Source organism: Streptomyces sp. NPDC058307, assembly GCF_042880295.1.
Classification (GTDB): Bacteria; Actinomycetota; Actinomycetes; order Streptomycetales; family Streptomycetaceae; genus Streptomyces.
Genome location: NZ_JBHVYZ010000053.1, coordinates 33,877 through 57,775, shown reverse-complemented (window position 1 = coordinate 57,775; position 23,899 = coordinate 33,877). Strand labels below are relative to the sequence as shown.

Annotated in this window: 16 protein-coding genes; 8 read left to right on the top strand and 8 right to left on the bottom strand. The window is 71.6% G+C overall.

The features are described from left to right. Nucleotides 1–375: 375 nt before the first annotated feature. Both ACFVYN_RS30760 and ptsP read left to right on the top strand, forming a co-directional pair. A complete protein-coding gene (locus ACFVYN_RS30760; RefSeq protein WP_390004371.1) occupies nt 376–825 on the top strand; it encodes a PTS glucose transporter subunit IIA in 450 nt (149 codons plus the stop codon). 82 nt (nt 826–907) lie between these two features. Beyond that, on the top strand, nt 908–2,578 hold the full coding sequence (ptsP, locus tag ACFVYN_RS30755; protein WP_390004368.1) for a phosphoenolpyruvate--protein phosphotransferase: 1,671 nt from the start codon (nt 908–910) through the stop codon (nt 2,576–2,578). 71 nt (nt 2,579–2,649) lie between these two features. Here the strand turns inward: ptsP and ACFVYN_RS30750 are convergent, their stop codons facing one another. Next, nucleotides 2,650–3,543, bottom strand: a complete 894-nt coding sequence (locus ACFVYN_RS30750) for a hypothetical protein (RefSeq protein WP_390004366.1) — start codon at nt 3,541–3,543, stop codon at nt 2,650–2,652. A gap of 135 nt (nt 3,544–3,678) precedes the next feature. Then, entirely contained in the window at nt 3,679–5,646 is a 1,968-nt protein-coding gene (locus tag ACFVYN_RS30745) for an acetoacetate--CoA ligase (protein ID WP_390004363.1), read from the bottom strand. Nucleotides 5,647–5,858: 212 nt separating this feature from the next. Between ACFVYN_RS30745 and ACFVYN_RS30740 the strand changes: the two genes are divergently transcribed. Next, nucleotides 5,859–8,225 (top strand): glycoside hydrolase family 31 protein, encoded by a 2,367-nt coding sequence (locus tag ACFVYN_RS30740; RefSeq protein ID WP_390004361.1) that lies wholly within the window; start codon nt 5,859–5,861, stop codon nt 8,223–8,225. Nucleotides 8,226–8,228: 3 nt separating this feature from the next. Here ACFVYN_RS30740 and ACFVYN_RS30735 read toward each other — a convergent pair whose 3' ends face one another. Beyond that, nucleotides 8,229–8,765, bottom strand: coding sequence for an NUDIX domain-containing protein (locus ACFVYN_RS30735; protein WP_390004359.1), 537 nt, complete (start codon nt 8,763–8,765; stop codon nt 8,229–8,231). A 135-nt stretch (nt 8,766–8,900) separates the two neighbouring features. On the opposite strand from ACFVYN_RS30735, the gene ACFVYN_RS30730 reads away from it, so the two are divergent. From ACFVYN_RS30730 to glpK, 4 genes are all read left to right on the top strand, one after another. After that, complete coding sequence (locus ACFVYN_RS30730) at nt 8,901–9,326, top strand: Zn-ribbon domain-containing OB-fold protein (RefSeq protein ID WP_390004381.1); 426 nt, start codon at nt 8,901–8,903, stop codon at nt 9,324–9,326. Next, nucleotides 9,323–10,513, top strand: coding sequence for a lipid-transfer protein (locus ACFVYN_RS30725; protein WP_390004378.1), 1,191 nt, complete (start codon nt 9,323–9,325; stop codon nt 10,511–10,513). The genes ACFVYN_RS30730 and ACFVYN_RS30725 overlap by 4 nt, the downstream gene beginning before the upstream one ends. A 606-nt stretch (nt 10,514–11,119) precedes the next feature. Beyond that, nucleotides 11,120–11,845 (top strand): MIP/aquaporin family protein, encoded by a 726-nt coding sequence (locus ACFVYN_RS30720; protein ID WP_390004356.1) that lies wholly within the window; start codon nt 11,120–11,122, stop codon nt 11,843–11,845. Nucleotides 11,846–11,943: 98 nt separating this feature from the next. After that, nucleotides 11,944–13,455 (top strand): glycerol kinase GlpK, encoded by a 1,512-nt coding sequence (glpK, locus tag ACFVYN_RS30715; RefSeq protein WP_390004353.1) that lies wholly within the window; start codon nt 11,944–11,946, stop codon nt 13,453–13,455. A gap of 71 nt (nt 13,456–13,526) precedes the next feature. On the opposite strand, the gene ACFVYN_RS30710 is transcribed toward glpK, so the two are convergent. From ACFVYN_RS30710 to ACFVYN_RS30695, 4 genes are all read right to left on the bottom strand, one after another. Then, the gene (locus ACFVYN_RS30710; RefSeq protein ID WP_390004350.1) at nt 13,527–14,132 is read right to left on the bottom strand and encodes an ATP/GTP-binding protein; all 606 of its coding nucleotides are present in this window, start codon (nt 14,130–14,132) and stop codon (nt 13,527–13,529) included. Between the two features lie 169 nt (nt 14,133–14,301). Then, nucleotides 14,302–14,697 carry a DUF742 domain-containing protein gene (locus ACFVYN_RS30705; RefSeq protein ID WP_390004348.1) on the bottom strand — a complete coding sequence of 132 codons (396 nt, stop codon included), beginning with the start codon at nt 14,695–14,697 and terminating at the stop codon, nt 14,302–14,304. A gap of 9 nt (nt 14,698–14,706) precedes the next feature. After that, nucleotides 14,707–15,129 (bottom strand): roadblock/LC7 domain-containing protein, encoded by a 423-nt coding sequence (locus ACFVYN_RS30700; RefSeq protein ID WP_390004345.1) that lies wholly within the window; start codon nt 15,127–15,129, stop codon nt 14,707–14,709. After that, complete coding sequence (locus tag ACFVYN_RS30695) at nt 15,126–18,146, bottom strand: nitrate- and nitrite sensing domain-containing protein (RefSeq protein WP_390004342.1); 3,021 nt, start codon at nt 18,144–18,146, stop codon at nt 15,126–15,128. Before ACFVYN_RS30695 ends, ACFVYN_RS30700 begins: the two co-directional genes overlap by 4 nt. A 429-nt stretch (nt 18,147–18,575) precedes the next feature. On the opposite strand from ACFVYN_RS30695, the gene ACFVYN_RS30690 reads away from it, so the two are divergent. Further along, on the top strand, nt 18,576–19,115 hold the full coding sequence (locus ACFVYN_RS30690) for a hypothetical protein (RefSeq protein WP_390004340.1): 540 nt from the start codon (nt 18,576–18,578) through the stop codon (nt 19,113–19,115). Between the two features lie 67 nt (nt 19,116–19,182). On the opposite strand, the gene ACFVYN_RS30685 is transcribed toward ACFVYN_RS30690, so the two are convergent. Continuing rightward, on the bottom strand, nt 19,183–23,865 hold the full coding sequence (locus ACFVYN_RS30685) for a hypothetical protein (RefSeq protein WP_390004337.1): 4,683 nt from the start codon (nt 23,863–23,865) through the stop codon (nt 19,183–19,185). Between the last annotated feature and the right edge of the window lie 34 nt (nt 23,866–23,899).

The following is a 23,899-nucleotide window of genomic DNA, read 5'->3' as shown; positions in this document are numbered from 1 at the left end:
GGACGCTTCCTTTGTACTCACCCTCTCGGGCTTTCCTCCGGGCAGTTTCCCTTCGCTGTTCCAAACTCTATCAGTGTTTTTCCGGCCCTCTGACCACCCTCCTGCAGGCACGCAGAAGATGATCCGAAGTTGGGATCTGACAAGTTGGATGCCGCCGGGCGAGGGCACTTGGTCGCGCCGCTCAGCCTCAAGCAGGAGTACGACTGTACACGGGGCCTCCGAGACGGTGCAAATCGCCTGGGCTGGTGGTCTAGACCACCAGCCGGTATCTTCCGTGCGGAACCCTCAGTTCATCTGACATACGCTGCTGGACAGAGGCGTCCGAGACAGGCAGTGACGACCCATATACGCAGCTCCACCCCTGGGAGGCTTCCCATGACCACCGTGACGTCCCCTCTTGCAGGACGCGCCATCGGACTGGCCGCCGTGCCGGATCCGGTCTTCTCCGGGGCCATGGTCGGCCCGGGTACGGCGATCGATCCCGTGCGCGAACCGTCCGAGGCCGTCGCGCCCGTCGACGGCGTGATCGTCTCTCTCCACCCGCACGCGTTCGTCGTCGTGGACGAGCAGGGACACGGCGTGCTCGTCCACCTCGGCATCGACACTGTGCAGCTCAATGGGGAGGGTTTCGAGCTGCTGGTGAACAAGGGCGACACCGTCACGCGCGGTCAGGCCATCGTGCGCTGGAACCCGGCCGCCGTCGAGGCCGCCGGCAAGTCCGCGGTCTGCCCGGTCGTGGCGCTGGAGGCCACGGCCGAGTCCCTCTCCGAACTCCGTGACGACGGCGATGTGAAGGCCGGCGACAGTCTCTTCCTCTGGAAGTGACGCCAGAGCCGTCCCACGACGGCAAGTAGGGACGACAACCACCGCGGCGGTGCGATCCGCCGCACTATCGGAGACGGGTGAGATGGACACAACGCTGCGAGGCGTCGGCGTGAGCCACGGTGTGGCGATCGGCGAGGTTCGGCACATGGGGACGGCGGTGCTTGAGCCGCCTGCCAAGCAGATTCCTGCGGAGGACGCGGAGCGCGCACAGGGGCGCGCCCGTAAGGCCGTGGAGGCTGTGGCGGCCGACCTGATGGCACGCGGCAATCTGGCGGGGGGCGAAGCCCAGGCCGTGCTCGAGGCACAGGCCATGATGGCCCAGGACCCCGAGCTGATGGCCGATGTGGACCGGCGTATCGCCGTCGGCAGCACCGCCGAGCGTGCCGTGTACGACGCGTTCGCCGCCTACCGCGAGCTTCTGGCGAACGCCGGTGAGTACCTGGCCGGTCGCGTCGCGGACCTCGACGACGTGCGGAATCGTATCGTCGCCCGCCTGCTCGGGGTGCCCATGCCGGGTGTCCCGGACAGTGACGAGCCCTATGTACTGGTGGCGCGTGATCTCGCGCCCGCCGACACGGCGCTTCTGGACCCGACGCTCGTTCTGGGTTTCGTCACCGAGGAGGGTGGACCGACCAGCCACAGCGCGATTCTGGCGCGGGCGCTCGGTGTGCCGGCCGTCGTGGCGCTGCCGGGTGCCGGTGAGCTCGCCGAGGGCACGGTCATCGCTGTCGACGGCAGCACCGGTGACATCTTCGTGAACCCGAGTGACGAGAAGAAGGCCGAGCTGGAGGCCGCTGCCGCCGAGCGGAAGGCCGCGCTCGCCGCGTCGACGGGCCCGGGTGCCACTGCCGACGGTCACAAGGTGCCGCTGCTGGCCAACGTGGGTGGTCCGGCGGACGTACCTGCCGCGGTCGAGGCGGGGGCCGAGGGTGTCGGTCTGTTCCGTACCGAGTTCCTCTTCCTGGACGACAGCAAGAACGCTCCGTCCGAGGAGAAGCAGGTCGAGGCGTATCGCCAGGTCCTTGAGGCGTTCCCCGAGGGGCGTGTGGTCGTCCGTGTGCTGGACGCGGGCGCGGACAAGCCACTGGACTTCCTGACGCCGTCCGACGAGCCGAACCCGGCGCTGGGTGTGCGTGGTCTGCGGACGCTGCTGGACCACCCTGACGTGCTGCGCACCCAGCTGACGGCGCTCGCGAAGGCCGCCGAGGGACTGCCGGTCTACCTCGAGGTCATGGCCCCGATGGTGGCGGACCGTGCGGATGCCAAGGCGTTCGCCGACGCGTGCCGTGCGGCCGGGCTGCGGGCGAAGTTCGGCGCGATGGTGGAGATTCCCTCGGCCGCGCTGCGGGCGCGGTCGATTCTGCAGGAGGTCGAGTTCCTGTCGCTGGGGACCAACGACCTCGCGCAGTACACCTTCGCCGCCGACCGTCAGGTGGGTGCGGTGTCTCGGCTGCAGAATCCGTGGCAGCCCGCGCTGCTCGACCTGGTCGCGCTGTCCGCCGAGGCGGCGAAGGCCGAGGGCAAGAGCTGTGGTGTCTGCGGTGAGGCCGCGTCCGACCCGCTGCTCGCCTGTGTGCTGACCGGTCTCGGTGTCACCTCCCTTTCCATGGGTGCGGCGTCCCTTCCCTACGTCCGGGCGTCGTTGGCCAAGTACACGCTGGCTCAGTGCGAGCGTGCTGCCGCAGCCGCGCGAGCCGCCGACAGTGCCGAAGAGGCGCGTGCCGCGGCTCAGGCGGTGCTGTCGGGCGAGTAGTCGGAACCGGGTCGGCCGGCTGACGGCTTCCGGAGGGCGCTCCACCTGTGGGTGGGGCGCCCTCCTTGTGTTCAGTGGCTGTGGCGCGGCTCCTGTCCTTCCGGTCCGAGGTCGGGGGGCACGCAGTAGTCGACGTCCGATTCCGGGGAGATCAGATCGCCGGATTCGATGTCGGTGCAGTAGGCGTCGAAGACTTCTCCGGCTGTGAGGGGTTCGAGGCCGTCACCGCGCAGGCGCCAGCCGTAGATGCGGTCGGTGGTTCCCGGAGCGCTGGTGCGCATGACGAGTCCGCCCGGGCACTGGGTGGCGATGCCGAGTGCGAGGACCGTGGTGAATTCGAGGGCCTCGGCCTCGTCGAGTTGTACGGCTCCGTCGGCGTTCTCCTCGGAGTGGAGGACGGCGACGAGGGTTTCCGGGGTGCCCGTGATGCTGCAGACGAGGTGGTGTTCGCCCGGCTGGGCTGTGTCGAGGATCCGGACGAGGAGGCGCGAGGCGCGGACGAAGGCCGCGCGGCCGATGTCCTCTCCGCAGGAACCGCAGGCGCCGAGGCGGGCGAGGAGGGTGGTCGCGTACTCCCAGGTGGCGTGGCGGACTGCCTCGTCGACGAGGGCGGGCACGAGGTCGGTGAGGGGCTGGCCCTCGTACGGGAGCGTCGGTCCGGTGTTGGCGAGTTCGGCGGTGAAGCGTGTGCGGCTGGACGGGACGTCCGGGTCGATGCCCGTCCCCTCGCAGAACTCGGCGTATTCCTGCGGGTCGAAGAGGGCCACGGTGGTGTGGCTGCCCTGGGCGGCACGGGTCTTCAGGAGCTCTTCGACCTGTTTGAGGTAGGTCGTGTGGTCGTCGAAGGTGAAGCTGCGGTAGCGCCGCATGGCACGGAAGTCGTGCTCGTCGGTGAGCAGGCCGATGGTGCCGGCGATTTCGCGGCGCAGAACGCGTCGCATCGTCTGGTGGTCGGTGTGCGCCATGTTTCCCCCTGTGCGCAGTCGATCAATTCTCACTCACAGTAACCGGAGGCACTGACAACGAGGGGTGCGTGGGGCGTCCTCGGGCGGCCGCGGTGACCGTAAGTGAGTCAGGGGCATGGGCGACGGCGAGCTCCGTCAGGCGCGTTTGCGGGCCAGGTCCTCGTAGAAGTGGAGCAGGTCGAGGTTGTCGATGGAGCCCGGGTTGACCGCCTTCTCCAGTGGGGTGCCCTGGAGGAGGCGCTTGACGGGGACCTCGATGCGCTTCCCGGTGAGGGTGTGCGGGATGCCGGGGACTTCGATGACCTCGTCCGGGATGTGGCGGGGTGAGAGGTTTTGTCGGATGGTCTGCTTGATGCGGTCGAGGAGTGCCTGGTCGAGGACGGCTCCCGGGGCCAATTGCACGAACAATGGCATCCAGTAGCCGCCGTCGGGTTGCTCGATGCCGATGACCAGGGACTCCTTGATGTCAGGGAGCCGCTCCACCGCCTCGTAGATGTCGGCCGAGCCCATGCGGACGCCCTGGCGGTTGAGCGTCGAGTCGGAGCGGCCGTGGATGACGACCGAGCCGCGTGAGGTGAGGGTGATCCAGTCTCCGTGCCGCCACACTCCGGGATAGGTGTCGAAGTAGCTGTCGTGATAGCGGCTTCCGTCGGGGTCGTTCCAGAAGTGGATCGGCATCGACGGCATGGGGTTGGTGACGACGAGCTCGCCGACCTCGTCGATGAGGGGCGTGCCGCTCGGGTCCCAGGACTGCAGGTCGGTGCCCAGGCTCGGCGCCTGGAGCTCGCCGATGTGGACGGGCAGGGTCGGTACGGCGCCCGCGAAGCACGAGCACACGTCCGTGCCGCCGCTGACGGAGGCGATCCAGAGGTCCTCGCGGACCTCGTCGTGCAGCCAACGGAAGCCGTCGGGCGGGAGCGGGGAGCCGGTGGTGGCCACGCACTGCACCTTGGAGAGGTCGAAGTCGCGTCCTGGGTGCACCTCGGCCTTGCGGCAGGCCATGACGTACGCGGCCGAGGTGCCGTAGAAGGTGGCGCCAGTCCGTTCGGCGACCCGCCACTGGGCGCCCGTGTCGGGATAGCCGGGGCTGCCGTCGTACAGGACGACGGTCGTGCCCGTGAGGAGGCCGGAGACGAGGAAGTTCCACATCATCCAGCCCGTGGAGGTGTACCAGAAGAAACGGTCCTCGGGGCCGAGGTCGCAGTGCAGGCCGAGCTGCTTGAGGTGCTCGACGAGGATGCCGCCCTGGGACTGGACGATCGCCTTGGGCAGGCCCGTGGTGCCAGAGGAGTAGAGCACCCACAAGGGGTGCGCGAACGGCACCTGTTCGAAGACCGGTTCCGTGTTCGCGCGCGTGAGGGCGTCCCACTCCAGGGCGCCTTCGGGAGCCTCGGTGCCGAGGAGGGGGATGTGGACGACAGCGCGCAGGGAGGGCAGTTCGCGGCGGAGTTCGGTGACCGTCTCGCGGCGGTCGTGCTCCTTGCCGCCGTAGCGATAGCCGTCGACGGTGAACAGGACGACCGGTTCGACCTGCTGGAAGCGGTCCAACACGCTGCGGGCGCCGAAGTCGGGGGCGCAGGAGGTCCAGACGGCGCCCACGGCGGCCGTGGCGAGGAGGGCGACGACGGCCTGCGGGAGGTTCGGGAGGTAGCCGCTCACGCGGTCTCCGGGCCGGACGCCGAGGGCGCGCAGCTCGGCGGCCAGGGAGCCCACCTGGCGGCGCAGCTCGGACCAGGTCACCGGGGCCGGCTCGTGGGTCTCGTCGACGTACAGGAGGGCGGGCTCGTCCGCGCGGGTCTCGGCCGCGCGCAGGGCGTGCTCGGCGTAGTTGAGGGTGGCGCCGGGGAACCAGTCGGCGCCGGGCATCGAGCGGTCGCCGAGCACGCGCGTGTAGGGCGTCGAGAACCGTACGTCGAACCATTGGGTGACGGCTTCCCAGAACGGCTCCAGCTCGTCCACCGACCAGCGGTGGAGTGCCGCGTAGCCGCCGTCGGCCGGGGCGTCGTGGTGTTCGGCCGCCCATGCCTGGAACCTGGTGATCTGCGATCGGACGATGCGCTGCGGATCTGGCTGCCAGAGCGGCTGGGGGTTCACGGTCGACATGGGGGCTCCCGGACTGTGCGCGTCGTGTGCGTCTCCCGCGCACGGGCCAGGGGTGTGCGCGTGACGCGGCTGACAGGGACGATGCCATGTGATCAACTTCTACGCCAGGGTGCGCCACACATAGTCCGTGTCGTGAAGATGTGGTCCCGGCCTGGGTGAACGGCAGCTGAACGGCACACGCGGGTGGGGCAGTGAGTGGCAGGGTGAGCAGCATGAACGGTCGTGACCTGGTGCGTTCGGTGAAGGCGGTCGTTACGGCGGGGGCTCCCCAGGGTTTGCGTACCGTGCGTGCCGCGTGGCGCAGGAGGCGCATCGACGCCGTCGGGCTGCCGGCGCGGGGGGTCGAGCGGGCGCGGGTGCCGGGGCCGGTACAGGACGCGGAGCCGGGTCCCGGCGGGGGTCTCGTCCGGTTCAGCCGCTCCGAGCTGCGGATCGTCGTCGCGGTGAACGGGGCGGTGTTCTGGGGGTGGGACGGCGCAGGACCGGAGCCGTCGTACGCGCTGGCGGGCCGCTGTCCGGAGCCGGATCCCCGGGCGGTTCTGGAGCCCGACAAGGACGGCGGCTGGCGGGTCGTGGCCGAGCGGGCGACCGTCGTGGTGTCGCGGCACGGGGCGGTCGAGGTGCGCACGCCCGGCGGCGTGACCCTGCGCCGGGATCTGCCGCCCCGCTGGTGGGAGCCGGTGGGCGGGGGCGAGGCGCGCTGGGTGCAACGGTCGGAGGTGGCCGCCGACGCCCGGTTCTTCGGGCTGGGAGGACGGGCCTCGGGACCTCGGCTGCGGGACGGAACGTATCGGCTGTGGAACACCGACCCCGGGCGGGCGTTCGGGCAGGGCGACGATCCGCTGTACGTCACGATGCCGGTGCAGTTGGTCGTGGCCGACGCCGCCACCCATCTCGTGTTCCACGACAACTCGTGGGACGGCACCGTGACCTTGCGGGAGGGCGAGGAGGGCGCCGGTTCCGGACACGACCGGGCGGGGGTGTCCGAGTTGCGGATGGCCGGCGGTCCGCTGCGCTGCTGGGTGGTGGTGGGCACTCCCGCGCGCGTGCTGCTCGCCTGGGCCTCGCTGACCGGTGCGCCCGCGCTGCCGCCGTCCTGGGCGCTCGGCCATCATCACGCCCGCTGGGGCTTCGGCAGTGAGCAGGAGGTGCGGCGGATCGTCGCCGGGTACCAGGAGCGCGGTCTGCCGCTCGACGCCGTGCACCTGGACATCGACCACTACGACGAGCACCAGGTGTTCACGGTCGACCAGGAGCGCTTCCCCAAGCTGCCCCAACTGGCCGAGGACCTGCGGCGGGACGGGATCCGGCTGGTGTCGATCGTCGACCCGGCGGTCAGGGCCGCGCCCGGCAACGCCGTCCATGACAGCGGTACGGCCGAGGACGCCTTCGTGCGGGACGCGTCGGGGCGGCTCGTGAAGGGGGTGGTGTGGCCGGGTGAGGCGGTCTTTCCAGACTTCACGCACGCGCGCGCGCGTGCCTGGTGGGGTCGCCTCTACCAGGAGCGGCTCACGGCGGGGTTCACGGGCTTCTGGCACGACATGAACGAGCCGACGTCCTTCAACGCGTTCGGCGAGTCCACCCTGCCGCGGTCGGCCAGGCACGCCCTGGAGGGCCGCGGCGGTGACCACCGGGAGGCGCACAACGTCTACGCGCTGTGCATGGCCCAGGCGGGATACCAGGGTCTGCGCGAACTGGTGCCGGACGAACGCCCCTTTTTGTTCTCGCGCTCGGGGTGGGCCGGCATGCAGCGATACGGCGGCACCTGGTCCGGGGACGTGGCCACCGGCTGGCCGGGCCTGCGGGCTTCGCTGTCGCTCGTGATGGGGCTCGGGCTGTGCGGGGTGCCGTACTCGGGGCCCGACGTGGGCGGTTACGACGGGCACCCGTCGCCCGAGCTGTATCTGCGCTGGTTCCAGCTCGGCGCCTATCTGCCGTTGTTCCGTACCCACGCGGGTCTGCGGGCTGGGCGCAGGGAGCCGTGGGAGTTCGGAGCCGAGGTGCTGGAGCACGCACGCGTGGCGCTCGTGGAACGCCGACGGCTGCTGCCGTACTTCATGACGCTCGCGCAGCTGGCCCGGCGTACCGGCGCGCCTTATGTACGGCCCTTGTGGTGGTCGTCGCCCGAGGACCGCGCCCTTCGGGACTGCGAGGACGCCTTCCTGCTCGGAGACTGCCTGCTGGTGGCACCGGTGCTCGATCCGGGCGGCGACCGGCGCGCGGTGCAGCTGCCGCGGGGGCGCTGGTACGACACGACCACGGAACGGGTGTACGAGGGGCCGGGGCAGGTCCTGGTCGACGCTCCGCTGTCGCGGATCCCGGTGCTCGCCCGCGCGGGCGCCGTCATTCCGGTGCGGGCGGAGGACGGCGGAATCGAACTGGAGGTGTGGGCGCCCGCCCGGGGACGGAGCGGGGGCGGGCTGGTCGTCGAGGATGCGGGCGACGGGTGGGCCGAACCGGAGATCGAACGCTACGTCGCCCGCTGGGAGGGTCGGAAAGTGGTCGTTCAGCGGGAGGGCGAGGACGGCCTGAGCGAGCCGTCCCACCCGGTGCGGCTGCGCGGGCTGGGAGCGCGCTGAGGCTCAGACGTAGCGGCCCTCGAACCAGGCCCGTACGGCCAGCGTGTGCAGCGGGAAGGCGAGCTCCTCCGGCCTGCGCAGGAGGTGCCAGCCCTCCGTCTCGTCGGTGGCCACGGACTGCGGGAGGCCGTCGGCGGGACGCTCCGGCAACGCCCCGAACAGCAGCAGGTGGCCATCGGACGAGCTCAGCGCGTCGACGAGCCGTACGTCGCGGCTCGCCGCCTCGATGCCGGTCTCTTCCTTGAGTTCACGGACCAGGGCGTGCCGCCAGTCCTCACGGTGATCGATGTAACCGCCGGGCAGCGCGATGCCTCCGCGCGCCGGAGCGATGGTTCGGGTGATGACGACCAGGGCCGCGCCCTGGGTGTCGTACACGGGCTGGAGTGCGACGGCGACCGGCAGGGGATTGCGGTACGCCACGGTGTTGCAGACGGGACAGGTGCGGGGCCAGCCCGCGACACCCTCTCCGTAGGGCGCTCCGCAGCTCGAACAGTGGCAGCCGGGTGCGGAGTTGGGGGTGGAGTGCTGAGTTTCGGACACGCCGCGGACTGTATCCGATCATCAGGACTCCGGTTCCGTTGGGTCCTCTGCCTCTTTGCGGCCGCCCGTGCCACACTTCTGACGTTCCGTCAGATTCCGCGCCGAGGAGGGGTTTTGCCGCGTACACGTACACCTGTGGTCGCCGGGTGGTTCGCTGGTGACGGAGACGACTTCACGCTTCTGGGAACCTGCTGCTCCGCCTGTGCCTCGGTCTTCTTCCCGCGCGAGGACGGCTGGTGCCGCAACCCCGGATGCGCCGGGGGCGATCTGGCGGAGATCCCCCTTTCGCGGCGCGGTCGCGTCTGGTCGTACACGGACAGCCGGTACCGGCCGCCGTCACCCTATGTGACCGACCCGGAACTCCCCTGGCAGCCGTACACGTTGATTGCTGTGGAGCTGGCCGCCGAGCGGATCGTGGTGCTGGGGCAGGCGGTTCCCGGGGTCACGGTCGCCGATCTGGCCGTGGGCGCGGAGGTGGAGGTCGTCCCCGGTGTGCTCCATGAGGACGGGGAGACGGTGTGGACGACGTGGCAGTGGCGGCCGACGGGGGTTGGGGCATGACGGGTGAGGTGGCGGTGCTCGGCGCGGGGATGCACCCGTGGGGCAAGTGGGGGCGCGGTTTCGTCGAGTACGGCGTGGCGGCGGCTCGCGCGGCGCTGGCCGACGCCGGCCTGGAGTGGCGGGACGTCGGATCGATCGTCGGCGCGGACACCGTGCGCGGCGGCTATCCCGGCTATGTGGCGGGGGCGACCTTCGCCAAGGCGCTGGGCTGGCAAGGTGCCCGTGTCGCCAGCGTGTACGCGGCGTGCGCGTCCGGGGCGCAGGCGGTGGCCACCGCGCGGGCGCAGATCCTGGCGGGGCTGGCCGACGTGGTGCTCGTGGTGGGGGCCGACGCCGCTCCCAAGGGGTTCTTCCGGCCTGCGGGCGGTGACCGGCCCGACGATCCGGACTGGCTACGGTTCCGGGTCCTCGGGGCGACCAATCCGACCTACTTCGGGCTGTACGCGCGTCGGCGCATGGCCGTACACGGAGACACGGTGGAGGATTTCGCGCAGGTCAAGGTGAAGAACTCGGCACTGGGCGCGCTGAATCCGTACGCGCGGTACCGGAAGCGGGTCAGCGCGGAAGAGGTCGCGGCCTCCGCCGTGGTGGCCGATCCGCTGCGGCTGCTCGACATCTGCGCCACCTCGGACGGCGGGGCGGCGCTGGTGCTCTCCAGCACGGAGTTCGCGCGTCGCAGGGGCGTGGCCGAGCCGGTGCGGATCAGGGCGGTGTCGACGGTGACGCCGACGTATCCGAACACGGTGCTGGATCTGCCGGACATCGCGACGGACTCCGCCGCCGTGGTCGAGCCCGCCGCCGAGACGTTCCGTGCGTCGATCGCGCGCGCGGCCTACGAGGAGGCGGGTGTCGGGCCCGAGGATCTCTCCCTCGCCGAGGTCTACGACCTGTCCACCGCCCTGGAGTTGCAGTGGTACGAGGACCTCGGGCTGTGCGGGGAGGGCGAGGGCGCGAAGCTCCTGCGCGAGGGGGCGACGGCGCCGGGCGGGCGCATACCCGTCAACATGAGCGGCGGCCTCGCCTCCTTCGGCGAGGCGGTGCCGGCCCAGGCGATCGCCCAGGTGTGTGAGCTCACCTGGCAGCTGCGGGGCGACGCGGGTGACCGGCAGGTCGAGCACGCGCGCGTGGGGATGACCGCGAACCAGGGGCTGTTCGGGCACGGGTCGGCGGTCATCGCCGTACGGTGACGGGCCCGGAGGAGCCGGCTCCGCCGATCGCCTCCGTACCGGGTGCACTCTGGTCCGCGGGCGGCGGGGACTACCGGAAGGCGGCCGCGTGTCCGGCGGCGTTGAAGAATGTCGCGGAGACGCTCAGAGGGGCCCGTCGGGGCGTGGCGTGGTCGGGGAGAGTCGCCGGGGCACGAGATCCGGCGTGGGACGGGGACACAGGCGGCTTCGACGAGGTATGCGGCGGCGGAGCCGGACGTGTATCCCGCAGGGCGCCGTCCGGCTCACATACGGCTCGGGCCGGCCTGCGCCCCGTTGATCCGGGCGGTTCGGCCGGCCGGCTCAACCGTTGTCGTCGGCGACCTTGACGCCCCCCGGGGCCCGGTGAACACTTCCGGTGTCGGTCGACATCGCCGTACATTCTCGGCGTTCCAGGCACCACGCCGCGCGGGCCCCCACGAGCCAAGGCCCATACCCCCACGGGCGATTCGGCTGCGACGGCACGCTCGTCGCGGACGCCGGGCGGGGCGCGGGATCCTCCTTGCCCTCGGCAGTTCGCCAAGGGAACCGCAACCCTGCACGGAGCACCGGGGCGGGAACGTCCCGGGCCAGGGCCTAGGAGCCGCCATGAGCAACGGAGACGTATTCCTCGGTGAGGTCATCGGTACGGCGATTCTGATCCTCTTCGGCGCCGGCGTGGTCGCCGCCGTCGTGCTCAACCACTCCAAGGCGAAGGACGCCGGCTGGGTCGTCATCGCGTTCGGCTGGGGCTTCGGCGTGCTCGCCGGGGCGTACACCGCCGCCCCGCTGTCCGGCGGGCATCTCAACCCCGCCGTGACCATCGGGATCGCCGTCGACACCGGGGACTGGGACCAGGTTCCCGTCTACATCGCCGGGCAGATGGTCGGCGCCATGCTCGGGGCGGTCCTGTGCTGGCTGGTCTACTACGCGCAGTTCCGGGCCAACGCCGAGGAGGAGCTCGCCCAGCCCACGCTCGGGATCTTCTCCACCGGGCCCGCGATCCGCAATCCCGTGGCGAACCTGGTCACGGAGATCATCGCGACCGTCGGTCTGGTCCTGCCGGTCCTCGCCTTCGGCCTCACCAAGGGCCTCGGCGAGTCCGGTACCGCGGTCCTCGTCGTCGCCTTCCTGGTGGTCGGCATCGGTCTGTCGCTCGGCGGGCCCACCGGATACGCCATCAACCCGGCCCGTGACCTGGGCCCGCGCATCGTCCACACCCTGCTGCCGATCCCCAACAAGGGCACCTCGGACTGGGGTTACGCGTGGATCCCGGTGGTGGGCCCCCTGATCGGCGGGGCGCTGTCCGGGGTGATCTTCAACGCAGCCTTCTGAACACGCTCTTGTGAATCTCAGCCCTCGTGAAACGCAGCCCTTGTGCAACGCAGCCCTCGTGAAACGCAGCTTGGGCAGGAACCGACGAAGGGGACGTCATGACGGACAAGTTCGTCGCCGCTATCGACCAGGGCACCACCTCGAGCCGCTGCATCATCTTCAACCAGGACGGCGCGATGGTGGCCGTCGACCAGCGCGAGCACCGCCAGATCTTCCCCAAGCCCGGCTGGGTGGAGCACGACGCCACCGAGATCTGGTCCAAGGTGCAGGCCGTGGTCGCCGGGGCGATCGCCAAGGCCGGGCTGCGCGCCGACCAACTCAGCGCGCTCGGCATCACCAACCAGCGCGAGACGACCGTCCTGTGGGATCGCGCGACGGGCAAGCCGGTGCACAACGCGATCGTGTGGCAGGACACCCGAACCGCGGCCCTGACCCACCAGCTCGGCGGCTCGGACGGGCAGGACCGTTTCCGCGAGCAGACCGGGCTGCCGCTGGCCACCTACTTCTCGGGACCGAAGGCGTCCTGGCTGCTCGACAACGTGCCGGGGCTGCGTGCGCGTGCCGAGAACGGCGAGATCGCCTTCGGCACCATCGACTCCTGGCTGATCTGGAACCTCACCGGCGGTACGGACGGCGGCCGGCACGTCACGGACGTGACCAACGCCGGACGGACCATGCTGATGAACCTGGAGACCCTCCAGTGGGACCAGTCCATCCTGTCCGCGATGAACGTGCCCGAAGCCGTCCTGCCCGAGATCAGGTCGTCCGCCGAGATCTACGGCACCGCGGTCGGCCAACTCGCGGGCGTGCCTGTGGCGTCGGCACTGGGCGACCAGCAGGCCGCCGTGTTCGGGCAGGCCTGCTACGACGTGGGTACGGCGAAGAACACGTACGGCACCGGGTCCTTCCTGCTGCTCAACACGGGCAACAGGCCGGTCCCGTCGAAGAACGGGCTGCTGACGACGATGGGCTACAAGATCGGCGGTGAGGCGCCGGTCTACTGCCTGGAGGGGTCCATCGCCATCACGGGCGCCCTGGTCCAGTGGTTCCGCGACCAGCTCGGCATCATCCGTACCGCCGACGAGATCGAGCCTCTCGCGGCCAGTGTCGAGGACAACGGTGGCGCGTACATCGTGCCCGCTTTCTCCGGCCTGTTCGCGCCCTATTGGCGCTCCGACGCACGCGGAGTCGTCACTGGCCTCACGCGATACGTCACCAAGGCGCACCTCGCGCGGGCCGTGCTGGAGGCGACGAGCTGGCAGACGCGTGAGGTCGTGGACGCCATGTACCAGGACTCCGGGGTGCGGATCACCACCCTGAAGGTGGACGGCGGCATGACCAGGAACAACCTGCTCATGCAGCACCAGGCGGATGTGCTCGACGTGCCGGTGGTCCGGCCGAAGGTCTCCGAGACCACGTGCCTGGGCGCCGCGTACGCGGCCGGGCTCGCCACGGGCGTGTGGAACGACCTCGACGAGCTGAAGTCCCACTGGCAGAAGGACGTCGAGTGGACGCCGAGCATGGAGGCGTCCGTCCGGGACCGCCAGTACCACAACTGGCACAAGGCCGTGAAGAAGAGCTTCGGCTGGGAGGAGGACGGCGACAACTAGGCACGCGCGCGTGGTGCCGTCGAGCCGCGGTCCGTACCCCTGTCGGCGGGGGTACGGGCCGCTCCCCCGCCTCAGGTGGTGACGGTCCGACGGTGGCGCGCCGAGTACGCCATCGCGTGCTGTACGACGCCTACGAGCACGTTCTTGACCGACTGCCTGTCCCGGGCGTCGCACAGCACGATGGGGACGTCCTCGTCGAGGTCGAGGGCCTGCCGTACGTCCTCCTCGGGATAACGGACGGCCCCCTCGAAGCAGTTGACGCCGACGATGAACGGTATGGATCGCCGCTCGAAGTAGTCGACGGCGGCGAAGCAGTCCTCCAGGCGGCGCGTGTCGGCGAGTACGACGGCTCCCAGGGCGCCCTCGGAGAGCTCGTCCCACATGAACCAGAACCGTTCCTGCCCGGGAGTGCCGAACAGGTACAGCACCAGGTCCTCGCGCAGGGTGATGCGCCCGAAGTCCATGGCGACGGTGGTGGTCCGCTTGCCCTCGACACCGCTCGTGTCGTCGACCGGGCGCCCTGCCTCGGTGAGCAGTTCCTCGGTGCGCAGCGGCCTGATCTCGCTGACCGCGCCCACGAACGTGGTCTTGCCCACGCCGAAGCCGCCGGCCACCAGGATCTTGAGCGTGACGGGCTCGACCGGGGGCTTGCCGCGCTCAGAACGCCCGAAGATCATTGGTCTCTTCTCCTGCTTGCTGGGGAGCCGTCCGGGCGGCGTACGGCAGCCGGCGTGTCGTCACGTCCGCCTCCGCGGAGGGTCGTCGACGATCGGTCAGATCATATCGGCAGGCGTGTTCCGGCCTTCGCCGCGCTCACGGACGGGCCCGGATGGGCGGGACTGCCGGTCACAGGGCCCGGAGTCCGCTGATCACGTCGCGCAGGATGCTCTCGTCCGGAAGGTCGGCGGGGGGCACCGGCCGGTTCACATGGACCCACTCCGAGGCGACGAGGTCACCTATGAGGACCCGTACGACCCCGATGGGCAGGTCGAGTTCGGAGGACAGCTCGGCGACCGACTGCGGGGTGTCCCGGCACAGGTCGACGATGTCCACGTGCTCGGGGGACAGCGAGTGGTCCCCCTCGGGGTCGTCCGTGTGGGGTTCGGCCACGACGACCGCGATCAGGTCGAGACGGTGCTGACCGGCACTTGTGGTGCGGCCACGCGTCATGGCGTACGGACGGACCACCGGTCCGGCCTCGTCGTCGAACCAGTGGCTTCTTCCCTGACCGTCTGTGCTCATGCCATCTCACTACCCGCCCTGAGGCAGATCGGTGCGCGGTGCGGCACCGAGATGCACACCGACCCGCTTGACCAGGAGCGTCATCTCGTACGCGACGAGACCCACGTCCGAGTCGGCGTCCGAGAGGACGGCCAGGCAGCTGCCGTCACCCGCGGCCGTCACGAACAGGAACGCGTCGTCCAGTTCCACGACCGTCTGCCGGACGTTGCCCGCCTCGAAATGCCGGCCCACGCCCTTGGCGAGGCTGTGGAAGCCGGACGCCACGGCGGCGAGGTGCTCGCTGTCCTCGCGGGTCAGGTCCCTGGACACGCCGGTCGGGAGGCCGTCGCCGGAGAGCACCAGGGCCTTGCGGATGCTCGCGACGCGGTCCACCAGGTCGTCGAGGAGCCAGTTGAGCTCGCCGGACTTGTCGGTCGCCTTCGGTGCGGTCATCGACCGTCCCCCTTAGTCGTTCGTTGTGGTGCTGTGCCGCCGGACGTGTCGTCGCCCTCGGCGTTCTCCTCACGGCCGCGCTGCCAGCCCCGTTGGAGCGAGGCCATACGGCTGCGTACCTCGTCGGCGTCCCGCTCGGCGGGCTCCGCCTGCTTCTGGGGGCGCCGCTCGGGGGCCTGCTTGAGCTGCGGGGCCAGGTTGGCCTGTCGTACGCGGCGGGGCAGCGGTGCGCTGCCGGTGCCCGCGTCGACGGGTCCGCGGGCGGCGCCGAGGGGCGGCCTGTCCGAGCCGGATGCTCCGGAGGAATCGCGGGCGGACTCGCCCCAACCGGGCCGTACGGGGCCGCCCGGGGTCGTGTCGTCCCTCCCGAGGGCGTCCACAGCCGGACCTGCGGCGCCGTGAGCGGACGTACCCGAGTCCGGGCCGCCGACGGCGGCGTCGTCCGCGGCCGGGCCGCTCGACGCGATCTCGGCACGCCGGGTGCGCCGGGGCAGGGCGGGGGCTTCGGGGGCCCCGCCGAGTTCACGGCTCGGGAATGCCGAGGAGGCCGGTGTCTGGGTCAGCTCGTCGAGGCGGTCGGCCACGTCTGTGCTGCGCCGCAGGGCCGCGGCACGGCGGCGGCTCGGCAGGGTCGGGGGTTCGGAGCGCGCGGGTCCCGGTCCTGCCGAGGGGGTGGTCTGCGACCGGGAGGTGCCCGGACCGACCGCCGGTGGCCGGTCGGTCTCCTCGCGTCCCGTCCGCTCGTCGGTGACCGGCCGTCCGTGGGAGCTGACCAGCTTGGGGGTTCGGCGGCGGGACAGTGACACCGGGGCGTCCGGACCGTCGTCGCCGAGGTCCGCCACCTCGGTTCCGGGGGCTTCGTCGTCGACCTGGGCCAGGGAGCGGCGCGGCCGGAACAGTCCGCCGCGCTCGCTGTCCTCGGATTCGAGTACGTCCGGGAGGTCGCTCAGGGTGTCCAGGTCGACGGGGGCCTCCAGTTCGACCGGACCGTCCAGGATCGCGGGCGGCATGCCCGGCAGCTGGGCGGGTCCCCGGGTGAGCGCGACGCGCCGCGACTGCTCCAGTTCGGTCTCCTTCGGCGGCCGGGGGCGGTCGAGGCGGAAGCCGATGCCGTTGGTGTCGGGAACGTCGTCGGTCAGCAGCGCTTCGGGGATGAAGACGACGGCCGTGGTGCCGCCGTACGGCGAGGGCTGCAGCGAGACCCTGACGTTCTGCCGCTGGGCGAGCCGGCTGACCACGAACAGCCCCAGCCGGTCGGTGTCGGACAGCTCGAACTCCGGGGTCTCGGCGAGCCGGAGGTTGGCGTCCAGCAAGGCGTCGGCGGCCATGCCGAGTCCGCGGTCGTGGATCTCCAGGGTGAAGCCGTTGGCGACGCGCTCGCCCAGGACCTGGACGGCGGTGTGCGGCGGGGAGAACACCGTGGCGTTCTCCAGGAGTTCGGCCACGAGATGTGTGAGGTCCGCGACGGCGGGGCCGGTCACGGCGACCCGCGGCAGCCTGCGGACTTCGATGCGCTCGTAGTCCTCGACCTCGGCGACGGCGGCGCGGACGACGTCCATGAGCTGGACGGGTTTGCGCCACTGCCGGGAGGGCGCAGCGCCGGAGAGGATGACCAGACCTTCGGCGTGCCGGCGCATACGGGTCGTCAGGTGGTCGAGGCGGAACAGGTCGGCGAGTTCGTCGGTGTCCTCGGTGCGGCGCTCCATGGTGTCGAGCAGGGTGAGCTGCTTGTGGAGCAGGACCTGACTGCGACGGGCGAGGTTGACGAAGACCTCGGAGACGCCGGCGCGCAGCTCGGCCTGCTTGACGGCGGCTTCGACGGCGGCGCGCTGGAGGGTGTTGAGGGCCTGGCCGACCTCGCCCATCTCGTTCTTGTCGTACTCCAGGCGTGGGACCTCGGTCTCGATGTCGACCTGTTCGCCCACGGAGAGGCGGCGTATCACGCTGGGCAGCCGCACGCCGGAGGCCTCGTGGGCTTCCAGACGCAGTTGCCTCAGGTCGCGGATCAGGCCGCGGCCGACACGCACGGAGAGCACGAGTGAGAAGAGCAGGGCGATCAGACCGAGGACGCCGACGGCGGCCGCCTTGATGATGACGCCCATCGCGTCCGGCCGGACGCGGTCCTGGAGGCGGTCGCCCGCCTGGTCGTCGAGCTTGGCGAGTTCGTCCAGCGCGGGGCCCGCGGCGGCGTCCCAGTTCTTGGCGCTGACGTTGCCGGTGGTGTCGGGCTCCGCCTTGGAGACGGCCTGTTCGGCGGAGCGCAGCGGAGCGGTGCCGGCGTTCTTCCAGAAGTCCTCGTAGCGCTCGCCCTCGGAGGACGGCAGCACTCCCAGGCTGATGTCGTACATCAGGTTCCGCTGGGCGACGAGGTCGGAGACCTCACGGATCTCGTCACGGGTGAGCTTGCCCACCACGAGGGCGGAGCCGAGAAGGGCGTCCTCACGGGAGAGCAGTTCGCGGGCCCGGGTGATGTTGACCAACGCCCGTGACTGCTTGTCCAGTTCCACGTTGTCGATGCCGTCGAGGGTGGCGAGGAGGGCGTAGGCGGGGTCGACCAGGCGGTTGTACTGGTCGAGTGCCTGGAGCCTTGAGACGGTGCCGTCCTCGACGCTCCGGCGCAGCGCGTCGATGCCGTCGAACGCGTCCAGGACGGCGGTGAGGCGCTCGTCGTCGTCCTGGTCCATGCCGTCGCGGACGTCGGGATCGTGTGCGTTGCGGCGGAATTTGGCGATGGCCGCGTCCGAGGCGGTCCTGGTGTCGCGCAGCGCGGACAGGGCGTCCGACGCACGCGGGTCGGCCAGGTAGACGAGCGTCTGGCGGCGTTCCTGCTGGAGCACGCGCACGGCGTCCTCGGTGGGGTAACCGATCTTCTCCGTGACGGTGGACACCTGGAAGAGCTGGGCGACTTCACGTCCCGTCAGCACGGTGGCGAAGCCCCACACCGCGATCAGGGACACCAGCGGCACGAGAAGCAGCGCCACGATCTTCCGGCGGATGGACTTCCCGCGAAAGCGCATGGCCTCCCCCAGCTCGAACCCCCGCCGGCCGGGGGTACACATGTACGTCAACAAACGGCGCGAGCCTACTACTGACGCACGTGTAACTCGAAGTTGCGTCCGGAACCAGAACTTCCGCCCCCGTGTCGGGACGTGGGGCGTTGTCCTCCCATTGCGGGAGATTGCCTCCTGCGACCAGGTGCGTCGTGTCTGACCGGAACCGATCGCCCAGAGCGGGTGGTTGGCTGAATTTTTTCGTTTCTTTGACGTCGCGGGGGAATCTTGAAGGAGTCTTGTTCGTCCTTCTCTTCGGGAAATGGCGGCGGATTCGGCCACAGGAGCCGCATCTGCAACTGGGCGGCGTAAAGCAGCGCAAGCCGGGCAGCCACCTTGAAGCCGGTTTACGAAGACCGGGACGAGGGATCTGCCGGCGGTGGGGAGTGACACGTGATGGGCACGGTGGAACGGCAGGAGGCGCCGGGAATCGGCGTGGGGACAGCGAGTCCGGCGGCGCCGCGGCGCCCCGAGCCGCGGGTTCTCGACATACCGGCGGAGCCGGACGTGCCCAGGAGGCGCGCCGCGGCCCTGGACGAGCCGTACCGGCCATTGTGGGTCGAGGAACCCGCCCGCAGGCGCCGGCTGCCGGATCCGGTGAGGACCTCCGCGGTGCGGGCGGTGATCGTCATCGCGGTGACGCTGCTTCAGGCGATGGTGGCCTTCCTGTGCACCATGGCCGGGTCCTGGCTGGCGTTCCCGATGGTGCTGAGCAGTGTGGCCAGCACCGTGGTGGCCACCTGGGCCGCACTGGACGTCTGGGTGACCCGCCAGGTGTGGAACCAGCGCCACGGCGTGGTGTCGACCCCGAGCAGCACGGCGCGTGCGCTGCGGCGTGAGCGGCGCAAGGCCCGGAGGCACGTGCGGGTCACCGCTCGGGCGCAGGCGCGGATACGGCGGCAGGGCGGCGGCGCGGGGCAGCTGTCCCACCCCTGAGCGCCGGCCTTCCGAGCGGCTGAGCCTCCGTCTCCCGGGCGGCTGACTCCCTTACGGACTTGCAGACTTACGGAGACATCGGCGCCGGACGCTTGAACATGCGCGTCGCCGTGATCTCGCTGTGCCCCGCCTCGCTCGCCTGGGGCGGTTGCGGCAGGCCCGGCCGGAGGTGTTCCTCCACACTGATGTACTTCAGGCCGGCCCTGAGGTCCGCGTCATTGCGCAGGCGGATGACGAGAGGGAACTCGGCGAGTGCCGTGGTGTCGAACAAGCCTGTGGTGTAGAGGAGTTGGACGCCGAGCGCGTCCGACACCGCCCGTTGGAGCTCCAGCAGATACGTCGCGTTGGCGCGGCCGATCGGGTTGTCCAGGAACAGCGTGCCGGCGTGCCGGTGCTTGTCCCGGCCCCGGTCGTTGGAGCGCAGGGCCGCCATCGTGCAGTACAGCGCGATGGCCGCCGTCAGCAACTGGCCACCGGAGAACACGTCACCCATCTGTCCGACGGGCACCCGCTCGGCGCGCAGCACGGCGTCCGGTTTGAGGATCTCCACGGCCACGCCCCTGGGCTGGAGGGCCGCCCCGACTCCCCGCAGCAGCAGGGACATTCCGTCACGCCGCAGGTCGGAGTTCTTCTTGACCGCGGCCCTGGTCGCCTCGTCGACGACCTCGCCGAGCCGCTCGGTCAGCGTCGCCTGGTCGGGCTCCTCGAAGCGGATCCGCAGGAACTCCTGCCCGGACCACTCGCCGAGCCCCTCGGGCAGCCGGGAGAGCCGCTGGGCGGACCTGAGCGTGGCGAGCGCGGACTCCACGAGCCCCCGCAGCCGGTCCACGATCGAGTCCCGGTTCCGCTCAAGCTGTGCCAACTCGTCGGTCAGCACCCGCAGTCGGGGCGCGAAGGCGTCCGCCCACTTCTGCGCGTGCTCGGGCAGCGCGGACGCGGGCAGCTCCCGGATCTGCTGCCGCGCGGGGGTACGCACCTGCTCGTAGCGCGTGGAGTTGGCGTGCCGGACCAGCACGTCGCTCGCCTCGCGTACGGCGGCCTCGGCGGCGGACAGGTCGGCGGCGCAGCCACGCAGCGACCGGCGGGCCTCGGCGGCGGCCTGCCGGGCCTCCTCGGGGCTGCCCGGGTACGGATCCGACTCGTCCTGCTCGTCCTCCATGGCGTGCTCGCGCAGCAGGTCGCGGAGCATCGCGGCGATCTCGTCGAAACCGCCCGCCGCGTCCTCGGCGGCCCGGTGGGCGCCGAGCAGCTCCGCGTGTGCCTCCCCGGCCTGCGCCAACGCCTCGGTACGGGAGGCGAGTTCGGCGGTGGCCGTACGCAGCAGCGCCTGGGCGTGCTCGGCGTCGCGCGGCTCGAGCTCCGGCGACAGCTCGGTGTGCGCCTCGCCGTCCTCGGGAGCGTGCCGCTCGGCCTCGCCGCGCAGCCGTCCGAGCTGCTCGCTCGCGGTCGACACGCGGGTCTCCAGGAGCTGTACCAGTTCCTCCGCACGGGTGGCGGCGGCCTGCCGGGAGGGCCCGTCGGACCCGTCGGGCGACTGGAGCAACTGCGCCGCGCGCGTGCGGACCTTGTTGCTCAGCCGGTCCAGTTCGGCCAGGGCCGCGCTCTCGTCGCTCTCCGCCCGGGCCTGCTCGGCCCGCAGGTCGGCGCCGACACCCACCTTCTCGTACAGCTGGGAGGCGGCCCGGTAGGCCTCTCGGAGCGCGGGCAACGACGCCTTGGAAGCATCCGGGGCACTGTCCGGTACGTCGTCGGGGGCGCCGGCGATCTCGGCGCGCTCGGCGCGCAGGGCACGGGCGGTGCGGCGGGCGTCGTCGGCGGCCCGCTGGGCACCGCGCCGGTCCTCGTCGGCGGCCCGGGCGCGGTCCAGACAGGTCTGGGCGCGGGCTTCCGACTCGGTGGCCTCGTCGGCCAGTTCGCGCAGCTGGGCCTGCCAGCCGGCCCTTTCGCGCAGCCGGTAGGCCAGTCCGGCGAGGGCATCGGCGGCTCGCCGGGCCTTCTGTGCGGCCTCCTGCCGCTCGTCGCGCGTCCCCGCGGCCTCGGCGGCGGCTTCGTCGGCCTCGGACCGCACAGTGCGCGCCTCGGCCAGCTCGGCCTCCGCCTCGTCGGCGAACACACGCGTGTCCCGGGCGGCCTGCGCCAGCTCGACGAGCCGGCCGGCCGGACAGCCGGTGCGCCAGGAGGCGAGCCGGGCAGTCAGTTCACGGTCCTTGCCGAGGCGGGCGGCGAGCGACCGGATCTCCTCGTCCCGCTCGCCGGCCCGCGCGCGCAGCGCCTGGCGCTCCTCGTCGGCGGCGTGCTCGTCGTGCATGGCCGGGTTCGGCGGTACGAGGAAGACATCGGCGCTCTGGGAGTCAGTGGCCGGGGTCGGCGCCAGCAGGGCGGCGGCCGTACCGACGGCGACGGCGGAGCGCGGGAGCAGGGCCGCGTCGTTCAGTGCCTCGCGGGCACGCGCGTGGGTGTCCGGGTCGGTGATGATCACGCCGTCGACCAGTTCGGGCCGGGCGGCCAGCACGCGCGCGTGGTCGGCGGGGTCGACTGCCTGGGCCAGGTAGCGCCAGCCGGGCAGGGCGGGGATGCCGTTCTCGCCGAGGAACTCGACCGTGGCCAGCACGTCCGGCCCCGGTGGCAGGAGTCCGCCGTCACCGAGCGCGCCGAGGATCCGGGAGTCGTCGGCGGCGGCCGTACGCAGCTCGAACAGCTGGCGTTCGGCCGAGGAGACGGAGTCGTCGAGCAGCTCGCGCAGTTCGTCGGCGAACCGGTCGAGGTCCTCGGGGGTCAGGCCGCCGTCGGTGTGAGCATCCATGGAGCCGGTGCGCGGATCGGCCCCCGAACTGTCGCGCCCGGCCGTGCCGTTCGTCCTCGTGCCCTCGGTCGCCGCGCGCGGGCCCGGCACTGCGCCGGAGGTTCCGGTCAGGCTGAGCAGCTCCGCGAGCCGCTCCTCGCCCGCCAGCCCCTCGGCCAGGCGTCGCTCGGCCTCGTAGGAGCGCGCGGCCGCCGTGGCCGCGTCCTCCGCGCGGGCGGCCGTGAGTTCCGCCCGGGATTCGGCGGCGGCCGCTTCGCGCGCGTGCTCGGCGGCCCGGTGCGACGCCTCGCGGGCGGTGTCCCAGGCAGCGACCGCCGTCTTCTCTGCGTCGCTCGCGGCGAGGGCCGCGCGGGCGGGGTCGGCGTCGGGGGCGCTGTCGTCGAGCCAGCCCGCGCGCACTGCCTCGGCGGTCTCCTGCTCGACCTCACTCAGCCGCTGGCGCAGATGGCCGATCTCGCTGCGGGCGCGCTGCGCCTCGGTGGCGGCGGACGTGGAGTCCTGGTAGGCGGACTGACTCACGTCCTGGAGGGCGGCGGACCGCTCCTCCTCCTCGTTGGCGAGCGTCTCAGCCCTTTCGGCGGCCGCGTGCAGGGCCCGGACGAGTTCGACGGCGGCCTTGGAGCGGGCGGCGAGCGCGGGGGCCGCGTCCCGCTCGGCCTCCTGGATGGCGGCGGCCACGCGCGCGCCCCGGTCGGCGGCGGCACGGTGGCGCAGTACGGCCTCGGCGGCCTGCCAGGCGGAGTGCAGCGTGCGGGCTTCGGCGAGCTCGCGCTTCTGGGCCGCGGCCGACTTCTCGGCGGCGGCGAGCGCCAGGGAGGCGTGCCGGTAGGCGAGTTCGGCGGCGATGAGCGCACTGCGCTCCCGGCCCGCCTCGGCGTGTGTGACGGCGTACGCGGCCGCGGTGACCCGCTGGGCGAGGTCGGTGGCCCGCACCCGCTCCTGGACGCCCCGCGCGGACAGCCGTCGGGCCAGCGTCCGGGTACGGCGCTCGGCGCCCGCGTGGATGTCACGCGCGCGTGCGCGCGCCTCGGCGGCCTCGACGATCCGGCCCAGCAGGTCCACCGACCCCGCGGTGAACTCCCGTTCGGCGATGAGCTCGGCGCGGCGGCCCAGCTTGTTGCCGAACCCGCTGACCAGGTCGGCGAGCCCGTCGGTGTCGCGGGTGTCGGTCACGGCCCGCAGCAGCAGGTCGGTGAAGTCGGAGTCCTTCTTCACCGCGAACAGGCCGGCGGCCTCGCCCTCGTCGGCGTTCATCTCCCGCTGGTAGCGGAAGAGTTCGGGGTCCAGGCCGAGGTCGCCGAGGTGCTCGATCCACCGGTCGTGGATCTCCTCCCAGTGCACCTCCAGATGCGGATACGCCTTGCCCGCCTCGGTGAGGGCGTCCCGGAAGCCCTTCATGGTGCGGCGACGGCCCTGCGCGGCCGACTGGCCCTCGGCGGGCGGCCGTACGGCGGTGGACTCGGCGACGGGCAGGCTGTCGAGGCTGAGCCCCGGTCCGGGCCGGAACGAGTACCAGGCCTCGGCGAACTTCCGCGGGTCGTTGGAGACCTGGCGCCCGCGCCACTCGCTGACCTTGCCGACGACCACACACTCACCGGTGAGGGTGTGCTGCCACTCCAGGGCCACGTGCCCGCAGTCGTCCGCCAGCAGGAACTTCCGCAGCACACCGGAGCTGGCGCCGCCGAGGGTGTTGCGGTGGCCCGGCAGCATCACCGAGAAGATCAGCTTGAGCAGGACGGACTTGCCGCCGCCGTTCTCCAGGAAGAGCACGCCCGCGGGCGCGGGCCGGCGCGGCGGGCCGACGGGCTCCTCCTCGAAGAACTCCGCCTGGGTGGGCGCGGGGTCGGGCACTTCCGCGCCGACGCCGCGCAGGTCGAGCACGGTGTCGGCGTAGCGCGCACCGGCGGGGCCGATGGAGTAGAGGCGGATCCGGGACAGCTCGTACATGGCGGACTCTCGTAAGTCTTCGGCAGATCAGGGA

Excerpts from the sequence above, each read along its gene's own strand:
- ACFVYN_RS30760 (WP_390004371.1), top strand. The coding sequence starts at position 376 with ATGACCACCGTGACGTCCCCTCTTGCAGGACGCGCCATCGGACTGGCC.
- ACFVYN_RS30695 (WP_390004342.1), bottom strand. The coding sequence starts at position 18,146 with ATGCGCTTTCGCGGGAAGTCCATCCGCCGGAAGATCGTGGCGCTGCTT.
- ACFVYN_RS30740 (WP_390004361.1), top strand. The coding sequence starts at position 5,859 with ATGAACGGTCGTGACCTGGTGCGTTCGGTGAAGGCGGTCGTTACGGCG.
- ptsP (WP_390004368.1), top strand. The coding sequence starts at position 908 with ATGGACACAACGCTGCGAGGCGTCGGCGTGAGCCACGGTGTGGCGATC.
- ACFVYN_RS30685 (WP_390004337.1), bottom strand. The coding sequence starts at position 23,865 with ATGTACGAGCTGTCCCGGATCCGCCTCTACTCCATCGGCCCCGCCGGT.
- ACFVYN_RS30725 (WP_390004378.1), top strand. The coding sequence starts at position 9,323 with ATGACGGGTGAGGTGGCGGTGCTCGGCGCGGGGATGCACCCGTGGGGC.
- ACFVYN_RS30745 (WP_390004363.1), bottom strand. The coding sequence starts at position 5,646 with ATGTCGACCGTGAACCCCCAGCCGCTCTGGCAGCCAGATCCGCAGCGC.
- ACFVYN_RS30710 (WP_390004350.1), bottom strand. The coding sequence starts at position 14,132 with ATGATCTTCGGGCGTTCTGAGCGCGGCAAGCCCCCGGTCGAGCCCGTC.
- ACFVYN_RS30705 (WP_390004348.1), bottom strand. The coding sequence starts at position 14,697 with ATGAGCACAGACGGTCAGGGAAGAAGCCACTGGTTCGACGACGAGGCC.
- ACFVYN_RS30720 (WP_390004356.1), top strand. The coding sequence starts at position 11,120 with ATGAGCAACGGAGACGTATTCCTCGGTGAGGTCATCGGTACGGCGATT.
- ACFVYN_RS30690 (WP_390004340.1), top strand. The coding sequence starts at position 18,576 with ATGGGCACGGTGGAACGGCAGGAGGCGCCGGGAATCGGCGTGGGGACA.
- ACFVYN_RS30750 (WP_390004366.1), bottom strand. The coding sequence starts at position 3,543 with ATGGCGCACACCGACCACCAGACGATGCGACGCGTTCTGCGCCGCGAA.
- glpK (WP_390004353.1), top strand. The coding sequence starts at position 11,944 with ATGACGGACAAGTTCGTCGCCGCTATCGACCAGGGCACCACCTCGAGC.
- ACFVYN_RS30700 (WP_390004345.1), bottom strand. The coding sequence starts at position 15,129 with ATGACCGCACCGAAGGCGACCGACAAGTCCGGCGAGCTCAACTGGCTC.